Annotated in this window: 13 protein-coding genes; 11 read left to right on the top strand and 2 right to left on the bottom strand. The window is 32.4% G+C overall.

The window, feature by feature from the left end:
- The first annotated feature begins 265 nt into the window (after window positions 1–265).
- Entirely contained in the window at window positions 266–457 is a 192-nt protein-coding gene (locus AC3E9U_RS14615) for a cold-shock protein (RefSeq protein WP_488747658.1), read from the top strand.
- A gap of 245 nt (window positions 458–702) precedes the next feature.
- Entirely contained in the window at window positions 703–2,085 is a 1,383-nt protein-coding gene (locus AC3E9U_RS14610) for an RCC1 domain-containing protein (RefSeq protein WP_488747657.1), read from the top strand.
- 228 nt (window positions 2,086–2,313) lie between these two features.
- Here the strand turns inward: AC3E9U_RS14610 and AC3E9U_RS14605 are convergent, their stop codons facing one another.
- Both AC3E9U_RS14605 and AC3E9U_RS14600 read right to left on the bottom strand, forming a co-directional pair.
- Complete coding sequence (locus AC3E9U_RS14605; protein ID WP_488747656.1) at window positions 2,314–3,861, bottom strand: hypothetical protein; 1,548 nt, start codon at window positions 3,859–3,861, stop codon at window positions 2,314–2,316.
- A 642-nt stretch (window positions 3,862–4,503) separates the two neighbouring features.
- Entirely contained in the window at window positions 4,504–5,241 is a 738-nt protein-coding gene (locus AC3E9U_RS14600; RefSeq protein ID WP_488747655.1) for a hypothetical protein, read from the bottom strand.
- Between the two features lie 496 nt (window positions 5,242–5,737).
- Here AC3E9U_RS14600 and AC3E9U_RS14595 point away from each other — a divergent pair, with 496 nt between their 5' ends.
- The 9 genes from AC3E9U_RS14595 to AC3E9U_RS14555 all read left to right on the top strand — a co-directional run bounded on the left by AC3E9U_RS14595 (window position 5,738) and on the right by AC3E9U_RS14555 (window position 12,013).
- Window positions 5,738–6,241, top strand: a complete 504-nt coding sequence (locus tag AC3E9U_RS14595; RefSeq protein WP_488747654.1) for a hypothetical protein — start codon at window positions 5,738–5,740, stop codon at window positions 6,239–6,241.
- Between the two features lie 264 nt (window positions 6,242–6,505).
- Window positions 6,506–7,726 (top strand): tetratricopeptide repeat protein, encoded by a 1,221-nt coding sequence (locus tag AC3E9U_RS14590; RefSeq protein ID WP_488747653.1) that lies wholly within the window; start codon window positions 6,506–6,508, stop codon window positions 7,724–7,726.
- Window positions 7,727–7,790: 64 nt separating this feature from the next.
- Window positions 7,791–8,531 carry a hypothetical protein gene (locus tag AC3E9U_RS14585; RefSeq protein WP_488747652.1) on the top strand — a complete coding sequence of 247 codons (741 nt, stop codon included), beginning with the start codon at window positions 7,791–7,793 and terminating at the stop codon, window positions 8,529–8,531.
- A gap of 62 nt (window positions 8,532–8,593) precedes the next feature.
- Window positions 8,594–9,091 carry a hypothetical protein gene (locus tag AC3E9U_RS14580; RefSeq protein WP_488747651.1) on the top strand — a complete coding sequence of 166 codons (498 nt, stop codon included), beginning with the start codon at window positions 8,594–8,596 and terminating at the stop codon, window positions 9,089–9,091.
- A gap of 155 nt (window positions 9,092–9,246) precedes the next feature.
- Window positions 9,247–9,402 (top strand): hypothetical protein, encoded by a 156-nt coding sequence (locus AC3E9U_RS14575; protein WP_488747650.1) that lies wholly within the window; start codon window positions 9,247–9,249, stop codon window positions 9,400–9,402.
- A gap of 461 nt (window positions 9,403–9,863) precedes the next feature.
- Complete coding sequence (locus AC3E9U_RS14570) at window positions 9,864–10,451, top strand: hypothetical protein (RefSeq protein WP_488747649.1); 588 nt, start codon at window positions 9,864–9,866, stop codon at window positions 10,449–10,451.
- A gap of 124 nt (window positions 10,452–10,575) precedes the next feature.
- A complete protein-coding gene (locus AC3E9U_RS14565) occupies window positions 10,576–11,052 on the top strand; it encodes a hypothetical protein (protein WP_488747648.1) in 477 nt (158 codons plus the stop codon).
- Between the two features lie 68 nt (window positions 11,053–11,120).
- Window positions 11,121–11,534 carry a lysozyme inhibitor LprI family protein gene (locus AC3E9U_RS14560; RefSeq protein ID WP_488747647.1) on the top strand — a complete coding sequence of 138 codons (414 nt, stop codon included), beginning with the start codon at window positions 11,121–11,123 and terminating at the stop codon, window positions 11,532–11,534.
- Window positions 11,535–11,587: 53 nt separating this feature from the next.
- On the top strand, window positions 11,588–12,013 hold the full coding sequence (locus AC3E9U_RS14555; RefSeq protein WP_488747646.1) for a hypothetical protein: 426 nt from the start codon (window positions 11,588–11,590) through the stop codon (window positions 12,011–12,013).
- The last annotated feature ends 2 nt before the right edge of the window (window positions 12,014–12,015 follow it).

The following is a 12,015-nucleotide window of genomic DNA, read 5'->3' as shown; positions in this document are numbered from 1 at the left end:
GAAGACATTACAGCCTAGACATGAAAACACCTGAGTTTGCACACAAAAATCAAATGCATAAATACAAATTTTATAACCTGAATTAATAACCAAAATGGTCAACCTATTTCAGGACAAGACAAACTAACTCAATAAAAATTCCGTAAAATTTAAAAAAATTATTTTTTTTGACGTTTGAATTGAAAATAATTTAATTTTTTTTATAAATTAATAAAAATTACACAAAATTAACTGTATCTTTGTCTCTTATTAATATCATATTTTTATGAACGAAGGAACAATTAAATTTTTCAATGAAGCAAAAGGCTTCGGATTTATCACTCCAAACGGTGGTGGTAATGATGTATTTGTGCATGTTACTGGTCTTAATGAATCAGTACGTGAGAACGACTCGGTAACTTACTCTGTAGAAAACGGACAAAAAGGACCAACCGCAACTAATGTAAACGTTATCTAAGATATATTTTACTTATTACAAGTAAAGCCAGTCTGTTTTAGATTGGCTTTTTTCGTTGAATTATTTCGGCAGCCTATAACAGCGGTTTTAAGAAATTGGGGTTTTAGGCAAAATTTAAAAGCAATTTTATATATTTGACTTCAGTCCTGATGGAATGGTTTGGGAACAAAAATCCCCAACTTCATAAAGCCGGCGGGACGTTAGTGGCAATGTTGCCAAAAATGGGGAAAATTAGATGAAACAGTATGAAGAGTATATTTATCTTAATTAGTTTATTTAGTATTCAATTAAATGCCCAATGCACATGGAAAACTGTAACAACAGGACCAGTCAAAGTGTTTGGTATTAAATCTGATAATTCGTTATGGACATGGGGACAAAGTCTTAACGAAAATATGGTAATGGAACCCCAACAAGTAGGTACAGAAAATAATTGGCTTATGGTGAGAACTGGTTCTTTCCACACATTGGGAATTAAAACTGATGGAACATTATGGGCTTGGGGACAAAATTCTTTTGGACAACTTGGAATTCCTTATAATCCAAGCAATGATCTTTCACAACCTACTCAAGTGGGCACCGACAATGATTGGACCTATATAACAGCCGGAGGGACTCACTCCGCAGCAATAAAAAGTAATGGGACTTTATGGACATGGGGACATAATGATTACGGTCAATTGGGAGATGGAACCTGGAATGGACATACCATTCCCATGCAAGTTGGAAGTGACACTAACTGGAAAAATATCGAAACCGGCAACAGAATGATGGTTGGAATAAAAACTGACAATACAATTTGGGCATGGGGTCGTAATGAATTTGGCGGCTTAGGTGATGGAACGACAATTCATAAAAACACTCCCATTCAAACTGGACTAAATTCGAATGATTGGAAAAGTGTAAGCGTGAGTGATTATTTTTGCATGGCTATAAAAAACAATGGAACTTTATGGGCTTGGGGAGGTAATAGCTTCGGACAATTAGGAGACGGAACTATGATTGACAGACTACTTCCAATACAAATTGGAAATATGTCTAATTGGAAAAATATTTCCTCAGGATTTTCTTATTCAATAGCACTAAAAACAGATAACACATTATGGGCTTGGGGAAACAATGACTACGGTCAGTTGGGAGACGGAACTTATATTGATACTTTTATACCCTCTCAAATGGGAACTTCAAATGATTGGGATAAAATTATGTATAGTTCATCAAACAATTCCTTTGCAATAAAAACAGATGGTACCCTATGGGGTTGGGGCAGCAATAGATATGGTCAACTATTATTAGGAAATGAATACCATTCTCAAACCCAATTTCAAAGCATATCATCGCCACTACTTAATAATTGTTCCATTAATGTTGTTTTAGATACAGAAGACGTTATTTATATCAATACTATAAAAATTTATCCAAATCCAGTTTCAGATATAATAAATATAGCCAACTCATCAAATAAAAAGATAGATAAAATAATTATCTATAGCATAAATGGTCTAATACTTAAAGAGCAAAATACTTCATCAAACAAAATAGACATTTCAAATTTATCAAACGGGATTTATTTTGTTCATTTTATATTTGACAAAGAAATTTATCGCATAAAAATTGTAAAGGAATAAATAAACACTGCCACTAACAGCAGTTTTATGCTATAGCGGGGCTTGGGATTTTTTGGATTGGTCAGTGCTTATTTTTCTTCTTTAAAAAGAAGTTTTTTCTTTCCACTTTTCGGTATATTTGTAAACATCAGTAATAAAAAATCCGCTACAGCATAAAGCCGGCGGGACGTTAGCGGCAAGCCAAAGGAGAATTCAGTAACTTAATGCAACAAATGATAAAATTTCTCTTTATTGAATTATGGAGAAATATTCTATTTGTTGTAGATGTTGCTCTGTTTGGTATTTGTTGAAGTTATCCCATTTTGGAGGAAAACTGGTTTTTTGCCCATACATAGAATCCAGACATACGTTGTGGTCTTTGTACTTTTCATGTAAAACAGCCAAAATTTTAAAGAAAAATTCGTCCAACATTACAATAGCTTCAAATTCGGTTTTAAGTGTATCGTAGTTACTGTCTGAGGGGGTTACTATTTGTAACAGGTCTAAAACTTCTTTCTTTTCGAGGGCATTAATTTCAGTTAAATAACCATATTTTAAGGTCTTAAAAACTAAATTATTCCAAGCCACACTGTCATGTCCCCATTGAACATCCGGTAGATTTAAAGAATGCTCACAAATTAGGATAATGGCAAAAAGAACGTCATTTAAATACGCTGCCGGAAATTCATCAAAACTTCTGAATTCAAAACCGCTTTGGTACATTTTTTCCTGATTAAAATCGAGACCCACTTCAGAAAGCAATTCATATTCCATTTCTAATTCAATCTGGTCGCGCCACCAAATGTTTTCTTCTTTTTCAAACTTTAGCAACTTTCTGAAATCATCCACTTTGTAAGTTAGAATTTTTCCCTTAGGCATCGATTTGTTAAAAGTCCCTACCCCTATGTATCGGGACATGGCATTTCTCATAGAACCCAAAGTAAATTTTTTGTCTAAACTATATTTATCGCTTATTACTCCCATAATATCGGGACTGCCAAGAGTTGCTATAAAAAAAGGCTCAAACCATTGCAACAAATAAATGGCATTTGCGTGCGTTTTATCAAAATCAATATAATCGACAATCCTACTGTTTTCTGTTAACGAGGGTAATGTAATATGAAAATGATAGGTGCCATTATTAAACAAAACAAGATTTTCCTGATTGGTCATGAACATATTAAGACCGTTATTGTAATCCGGAAAGTTTAATTTCCCATCTAGTAAGGACGATTCATTAATCTTATCCAGGAATAACTTTTTGGTGGCTTCCAGCTCTTTACAAGAATCTGAAATTGTTCTGTTTTCAAAATATTTGGTAACAAATTCAATAGAATCACCGTCAAAATGTACAGATCCCATCGTTTTATTTCTTTGGGTAATCATACTTTGAATATTGTACGGCTGATCCTCAAGAAAAAGTTCCATAATGGATTTCCCCAAATATTCCGGATTTGAAATTGGTTTTGGCGTCTCCCCATCTATTCCGGTGCTTCCAACTAATGATTTAACATCCGGTAACGTTTTGTGTTGATAATTTATGTCGAGTTTTTCCAGGGAATGACTATTAACCATTCTGCTCACTTTGTAGTTTTCGTTACAACCAAAAGCCTTTTTTAATAAAGGAGCCAAGCTTTCCGGTTTATAGCATGTTCTATAATCAATGCTGTATCGCTCAAAACCAATTTTTTCTTGTATAAACTCACCAGAAACTATTAGGGATTCTTCAAATTGCATGTAGGTTTCGTTTTCTAATCCAATTCCCCAATAATATTTTTTTGTCTGATTGTCTTTCATTTATACTAGTTTTCTTTTTGTGGTTATTTTGAACTTTTTAAAGTCATTATTTTTTATTCGGAAGCATGATTTTAATCTGCTGGGAATCAAAACAAAAACAGTCCTTTAAACGGATTAAACAAATTATTAAATCCATTCTCTTATTTTTAAATTATAGGAATTTATATTTCAGTCTCAGAAATTTTACATTTGAATCGACTGAACGATTGATAAAAAGCAAAATTTTGCAATGGAGTTATGAAACCACTACAGTCATTAATCACTTCCATATCAATAATGTAAGCAGATAAATTGTCCCGTTACAGTTTCTACTGTTCTTGTTTTTTCCAGGTTGCGAAGGTACTCATTATTATTTAATTTCAAGTTGTTAATTCATTGAAAATCAAATAATAATATAAAATCTTCCAATTGTCTGATTAATTATTTGGATCAATTGGTTTCAGATATCGTTTAAAACTAAGAGTTTAGTGCATTTTGTCTTAGCCTTTAAAAGCATTTTATCAATAACTCGAGTGATAGCGAAGTGCGCAGCAATTACAAATACACACAAATTAAATCGTGTAATTTGTGGCTACTCAATTAGGGCTGCAACCCAGCACATGTTCAGTCTGCCTATCAAACCATGAACTCTAAGTCCATAGTTTAATCATGGTAATAAAACACGTAAGAGGAATACAGTTCGTCATTCCACCAATCTTTTTTAACTTCTGAAAAATAATTGTAATTCACCTTTCCCGCTTGTGACTGCAATGGGTATATTACCTCGCCATTCTCTCTGTAGGCTTGATGCTCGTTCGTTTCCGGGACAACAGGAACGATATGTCCGGAGAGTCCTTTTTCTTTCCTTTTGGCACAAATTATTCCAACACCTCCATTGGTGTTCACTTTATTTTGAATTTCTTCAGCAGTAAACATCCTTTTCCATCCAAAATCCTCTCCCCATTTTAAAAACCAGTCGTGTATGGCACTGGAATAAATGTGATCTACGGTTTCTCCCATAAGCGGTTCCACTTCCTGTCCTTCCAATATTCTTTCCAGGGCTTGATCGGTCCACCAAACAGTAGGAAGATATACTTTGCAGAAATGACAATAATCGTAAGAGTAAACATTACAATAGGTGTCTTCTATTGTTCTTTGGTATCTAATGTTTTTAACAACATCCAGTTTGTCGATCAATTGGCCAATGCTTTCTCGTTTAGTCGTAGCATTAGTTAAGTCTCTGGACGGAATATCAGAGTCTGCCATTGGTTTGTACTTCATTTGTGCAGAATCTAAACGAGATTCCGGATCGGGTAAGAAATCGGCAGCTTTTATTCGGCTATTGGGTTTTGAATGATTCACTTTTAGTGTTGAATAAGTCGATTCTGTATGTTTTTTCATTTTAGTTGCTTAAAATTAATTAGCATAATGCTAACGGAATTTTACTATTCGCCTAATGTATTTCTGAAAAGAAGTTATACCCTATTATTTTAAAAATAAACAGGTTGTGGCTTTTTGTGCTCCCGAAATTATTCGGAAGAAAATCCTCAAACATGCTTACTCCAAATAAGTTCTTCTAAAATTTAAATGTAATAAAAAAAACAGAAGCGGAAATATAATTTCATTGTAAATCAGAAAATATCAATCTAAAATTTGTGTTCTGATTTATTAGCTGTCTTCACAAAAATCTTAAAGAAAAAAACAATTCAAATATTTAAAACTTCTGCTAACAGCGCTTTTAAGAAATTGGGGTTTGAGTGTTTAATGGAACGAGCTTTTTGTATATTTGACTTCAGTCCTAATGGAATGGTTTGGGAGCAAAAACCCCCAACTTCATAAAGCCGGCGGGACGTTATGCAACATTTCAAAACACCACGAACCAAAACATTGAATATCTATGGTAGAGCAAAGTGAAAGCAGATTAAGAAAGCGAATAAAACTTTTAATTATATTTTTTATTATCAGTTTGGTGCTTAGTGGAGTTACCGCTTTTCCTATCGAAACAGAGTTAGAAATAGTCCGTGCAAATATTTCTTCTTTCCCACAATATTTCCAAAACTGGATTAACCAGGTTTATGTTGCAGTAAAAAGTACCAATGATAATTTTCCTTACTTAAGTTATGGAACGGATTGGCTTGCTTTCGCACACATTGTAATTGCAATTGCATTTATTGGACCTCTGAGAGATCCATTGAAAAACATTTGGGTAATTCAATTTGGAATGATTTCATGTTTTATGGTTTTCCCATTGGCATTTATTGCCGGACCACTAAGAGGAATTCCTTTCTATTGGCAATTAATCGATTGTTCATTTGGTATTTTTGGATTTGCTCTTCTGTATCTATGCTATAGAAATATATTGAAGTTAGAAAAAATACAGATTCAAAGAAACGTCAGCTAACAGCGGTTTTCTGCAATGTCGGGTTTAGGGATTTATTTGGGATGTTTAGTGTTTGCATTTCTTCTTTTTATTTAGCTTTTTTCTTTCAGACTTTTCGGTATATTTGTAAGCATCAGAAATAAAAAATCCGCCACTTTACCAAGGAAGTTACCGCCAATTCATATGAAACACCATATCCTAACACTATTGACTCTTTTTTCATTATGTTGCCATTCGCAAACACTTGTGTCGAATCGAGACAAAATTGAAACCGCCAAAAAGGAATTGAATACAGCTATAACAAACTTTAATAGTAGCATAGTAAATTCCGACTTACACAATTGTATTACTGCTCTAATAAAAAATGCCGACAACGAATACAAAAAATATGTTATCGGGGGATTGCTTTATGAAATAGATAAAGACAAATCCTTTCAACTTCATAAAGAAGCTTATTTGTCAAATCCTAATGAATTAAACTTTAATCTTGAATACGCAATAGAACTTCACAGAAAAGGTGAATTTGAAGAAGCTGCAAAACTTTACGAAAAATATAAAAAAGAAAAACCACAAGACTTTAGAATCAATGTTTGGTTAGCTGACTGTTATATGAATACAGGTAATATAGAGCAATCCATTGCAAATTGGAAAAAGTCAAATCACCCGAATAACCATACTTCAATTGATAAAGCAATTTATTCTGTATATGGCAGGACAGATCAGGTAAAATTACGAGACAATTACCGAAAAGAAATTGAAAAAGGAAATAAATCGCTTTTTTATTCACTTGTTTTTCTTGATATGAACTGGGAATTGGACTGGTGGAATAGTAATACACAAGAATACTTTCTGAAAGAGGACATTCGATTTATGGAAAGTAAATTAGATAAAACAAGTTTTGATTATAAAACGATTGAGGCATACATCAAAATCAAGAATCTTTCAAAATCGGAAAATACAGGTGAAAAAATCAAACAACTTCTAATAAATAATAACCTAATTATTGGTTCTAATCCATTACCAAAAAACGGACAAGTTGCCTCCGACTTGTTAAGGATTTGCTTTATCAATGAATTACTATCCGAAAAAGAATTTTACAATAATCGAGGACAGGAACTGCTAAAATTAGCACAGGAAACAAAAGACAAGGAACTATTAAATATCTATGCTTATCTGCAAGCAACAGTTAACGGAAAGGTTGATGCATCTTTAGACAAATTAGGCTGGACTGACTTCAGGGATGAACGATTTGCAATAAGTTATTTTATTGGGAAAGCAGACCAAAACAGATTTGATGACAAGGAATTAGCACAAGCACTAAACGACTTTCCTAATTCATCAAAACTATATTGGGTAAAGGTTAATTGCGCAAAAATTGAAAATATAAAACTCAGACCGCACTTAATAGAATTGATAAAAAAAGAATTTAAAACATTAGGTTCGGACCGAAGCCACTACTCCTATGCTCTAAAATCATATTTTGGATACTTAGAAACAGAAATATAACCGGCTATAATCTTAAAGCGGCCATTAACAGCGCTTTTCCAATTGTATGATAAAACTACAACATTTGACAATTGCAATTTTATTCGGATTTCTTTCTTGTGACAACAAAAAGACGGAGACATCACCGAAAAATGAAAATGTAAACGTTAACCAGACTACTGTTGACACAGTACAAAAAATTGAAACCAAAATTGCGGCTACAATTCCTGAAACTGTAAAAAGTTTTATAGTTGACAATTATGCAATAACAGATAAAATGCTGCAGAAGGAATCTGAAAATAATCCAGACTTTACGATTAATAGCGGAAAGACTTTCTCTTTTGAAAAAGCCTGGTTTTCTAATGACATACTAAACCAAACCCTAATAGTTCAATTATACACTGATTATCACAGACTTTTAATTTACCATTTTACTGATAAGGACATTCCAAGCGATTTAGTAAACGATATGGAATTACATATCGAGGGCGGAGAATTAGCTTCCGACGGGCAAAAAAGAAACGATTTTAAAGGTTTCATAAAACAGGCAACCAAAATAGAATCTTCTTATTTTATATCGGAAAAGGGATTTAAGATTGGTGACGCAAAACAAAAAGCTATCAACATCTATGGTAAACCCGACAAAGAATTCACAGATAATGGGATCGAAAAGCTCCAGTGGAATTTTATCGGTGACGCTTTTTACGACAGAAAGACAAAATTAAATGGTAAGCCTCTTGCAAAAGACAGTTACGGACACCAGGTTACAATGTACTTCAGGGACGAAAAATTAATAGCACAAATACTGTTCAATGATATTCCCTGACAAAAAACAACCGGCTAACATCGGTTTTATGAAATTTAAATCTAACGAAAATATAATTTGACATGAAAAAATTATTCTCATCTTTTTTATTATTAAACTTCATTGTTGTTTTTGGCCAAATGAACCTTAAAGAAAAAGAAAACTGTGTGGTCAAAATTGAAAGCGGTAATAAAAAATGTAACGGTTATTTTGTACAATTTGTTATGACAAAAGAAAATGTTTCTTACAGTGCTATTGTCCTAAATAAAAATGAAACTGATCTAACATCAGGGGAAATTACATTTCATTTCCATAAAGAACCTGACAATACTACTTATACATTAAAATTCCCTATAGATTCTAACTATATTATTGAACAACCTAATAATAATTTAGTCATAATTCCTTCGTGGAAAATAATCAGAATGTTAAATGAAAAAAATGTCCGAATCAATTATGATATTTTATCGGAAGAGGAAATATACGATTTAAAAATTCCGCTTGATCAAAACGAAGTAGCGCGTATAAAAAAATATTGGGAGTGGGAAATAATTGAAAATAATAAAAAAAATAAATTATGAGTTTTGGTGATTAACGGGATGATCGGGTTTTATAATTAACGCTTTGGGTATATTTGTAAGCATCAATAAAAAATTGTAAAATAAATCAATAGCCACTAACAACAGATTCAATCACCTAAAAAATCAAGAATAATAAACAACTAAGACACTAAACAATGAAATCATTTAAAATTACGCTTTCCATTATTCTACTATCATTAATGCAACAAACTTATTCACAAGATAAATATTTTAAAGACATTGAATCTGCAAAATTAGCTTCTAAAGATGTTGCACAACTTTTAAAGAAAATAAAATTAAAGAGCAATTGATAAAATGCGTCTGTATTGGCCACTCCCTGCCAATGAAATTGATAACTTCGAAAGTAAAACAATTCAATCTTTCAATTTAATATCTGAAAGATTTGGTAAAACTCAAGGAATAGTAAAGGTTAATGAACAAAGTATTAAAGAAACAGCCGTAAGAGAAACATATATCATAAAATTTGAAAAACACTGCTATCAGGCTGATATTTACATATTATAAAAACAATAATGGTTGGCTGTTAAATGCATTTAGCTGGGATGATAATTTTGATGAAGAGTTTAAGTAATAACCGCTAAAGGCAGTTTTATGATATTACGTAGCCTGATGATTTATCTTTTAGAACAGCGGTTTTGATGCATACAGGGTTTGGTATATGACCGAACAATCTTTTTGTATATTTGGCTTAAATCCTGACAAACGGTTTCGGACCAAAAGTCCATACAGCAACTAAAACTCAAACTTTCAAATGAAAAAAATAGCAGCAATTATATTTCTTACATTTTTTGCGATTAATACCTATTGCCAGACCTTGACGTTGGAAGAATTTCAGAAACAGGCGGCCCTATTGGGATTACAGTTTAAAATGCCTCCCGGTTATAAGATTAAAGAGGTCAAAAAAAACAGGGATTTACAGTACTCATTCGCCATCATAAATTCAGAAGGAACTATGGAAGTTCGTTACTCATTATTCCCGATGAAAAAAATGTTGGAGGAATATGAAAAGTCCAAAAAAGATCCAAATGTGATGATGATTAATCCAAATAACGTTTATGTCGGATTAATGACTGCAAACGGAATGAATATGACCAACGGAACCATGCTTGATATCGTAGATTTTCCAAAGGAAGCAGTAAAACAGGAATTTAATGCTGATTACGGAGGTAATAGTTTTTTTGAATTTAATTGTGAATTCGGAAAAGGTTATAAATATGGTCAATATATCTGTTTACATAAAGAAAATGTTGCAGACGTAATTATAACATTTATGAGCAATGACAGGCATACCCATTCCGATCTAATGGATATTCCATTTCACGCATTAACATTTAAATAAAATCCTGCTGCTAAGAGCGGTCTTAATGGAACATTTGGGAACAAGGGTCCGTGACTTAAAGATTTTACAATGCTGTTTGAAGAATCTAAATGAACAGAAAACACTGGCAGGACAATAAAAACTAATGATTAAAAAAAGAAATATATCTACATTCATTATTCCCTTAGCAATTATTTTACTGCTTTTACTTTTTTGTGTTCTAACTTTATTAAACAAAAAGAATTTTAAAGATGAAGGCGGCATTGTCATAGCATTTCCTGATCAAAATTTTTATGAAAATAATTACGGCTGTTCTCTTGAGAAAATTTTAAGTTTTCGGGATTTCATTACGTATGATCTTAGTGATGAAGAAAGTAAAAACAAAAAAATATTGGTAGAAATTCAAAGGTCGATAAAAAATATAGTAAGTAATGATAATTCCAAAACTGGTGTTCATGTTAAAATTAATGTAAAGACCAAATATGAAGATGTGGTTAACGTATTGGATATATGTGAGGTTGAAAAAGCTCACACCTACATTATAAACGAATATGATATCTGGATTATGACAGGTTCAAATTCTGAATTAGCAAAAGAATGTCCTTTGAAATTTCCAAAATAAGTTAATAGCCAGCTGCTAACATCCTAATGATATCTGATCAACAGCGATTAACAATCAAAACAGAATTCATGAAATTACTTTTCATTTTTCCTTTTATCCTTATAAATTTTTCCGGTTATTCTCAATCGCTTAAAGAAATTGAGAAAATAGAAGCCATCCATCAGGATTGCTTAGATACCGGAGTCGGTATGAAGAATTGTTCCGCTGAATTTTATGCAGCATCTGATAGTTTATTAAATGTTGCGTACAAAAATTTAAAAACAAAATTAAATTCTGATGAGCAAAACCAACTCAAAAATGAACAAAGAAAATGGCTGAAAGAAAGAGATGCCTATTTTATCAAAGCCCGTAATGAAACCATCAACGATAATATGGGAGACGAAAACAGTAATGACTTCCAAATGGTTCTTTACGATCTGAAAGCCGAGTTTGTTTTTAAAAGAGTAAAACAACTTATCGTAAGAAGAAATAAAATTAAATAAAAATGACGCCGGCAGTGGTTTTGTATAACCAGAAACTTTTTAGCAAAATTCAGATGAATAAAAAATACCGATTAGCAATTATACTGGCAGCCAGCATAGTAACAAGCTGTGCTAATCATCAAAAATCGTCGATTGCGAACCATCCGCAAACCTCTCAAACAGAATTACAATTTCTAAAATCCAATTACGTTTTAAATGCTGAACTAAAAAACATATGGAATTGCCTTTTTGTTTCTGTCGGTAAATCCGAGCAAAACTGGAATGGAAAAATCACGAACCGTATTACTGTCTTAATAACTGATACTCAGAAAAAATACCCGGAAGGAATTGATAATTGCATCGCCCCGACTTTGGAGTTATTAAAAAACAATGTAATTAATTATAAACAGTTTCCGGAAATTGATATTATTTATTCATTTACAAGTGAAAATGGCGAAATACTTAATGGCAAAAGAGTATTTCTGACTGAAAAAATATAATC

It is taken from the genome of Flavobacterium sp. 21.1 (genome assembly GCF_057801535.1).
The sequence above is the reverse complement of the archived record's forward strand: the minus strand, read 5'-3'. Positions and strand labels throughout refer to the sequence as shown.

Excerpts from the sequence above, each read along its gene's own strand:
- AC3E9U_RS14615 (WP_488747658.1), top strand. The coding sequence starts at position 266 with ATGAACGAAGGAACAATTAAATTTTTCAATGAAGCAAAAGGCTTCGGA.
- AC3E9U_RS14610 (WP_488747657.1), top strand. The coding sequence starts at position 703 with ATGAAGAGTATATTTATCTTAATTAGTTTATTTAGTATTCAATTAAAT.
- AC3E9U_RS14605 (WP_488747656.1), bottom strand. The coding sequence starts at position 3,861 with ATGAAAGACAATCAGACAAAAAAATATTATTGGGGAATTGGATTAGAA.
- AC3E9U_RS14600 (WP_488747655.1), bottom strand. The coding sequence starts at position 5,241 with ATGAAAAAACATACAGAATCGACTTATTCAACACTAAAAGTGAATCAT.
- AC3E9U_RS14595 (WP_488747654.1), top strand. The coding sequence starts at position 5,738 with ATGGTAGAGCAAAGTGAAAGCAGATTAAGAAAGCGAATAAAACTTTTA.
- AC3E9U_RS14580 (WP_488747651.1), top strand. The coding sequence starts at position 8,594 with ATGAAAAAATTATTCTCATCTTTTTTATTATTAAACTTCATTGTTGTT.
- AC3E9U_RS14575 (WP_488747650.1), top strand. The coding sequence starts at position 9,247 with ATGAAATCATTTAAAATTACGCTTTCCATTATTCTACTATCATTAATG.
- AC3E9U_RS14570 (WP_488747649.1), top strand. The coding sequence starts at position 9,864 with ATGAAAAAAATAGCAGCAATTATATTTCTTACATTTTTTGCGATTAAT.
- AC3E9U_RS14565 (WP_488747648.1), top strand. The coding sequence starts at position 10,576 with ATGATTAAAAAAAGAAATATATCTACATTCATTATTCCCTTAGCAATT.
- AC3E9U_RS14560 (WP_488747647.1), top strand. The coding sequence starts at position 11,121 with ATGAAATTACTTTTCATTTTTCCTTTTATCCTTATAAATTTTTCCGGT.
- AC3E9U_RS14555 (WP_488747646.1), top strand. The coding sequence starts at position 11,588 with ATGAATAAAAAATACCGATTAGCAATTATACTGGCAGCCAGCATAGTA.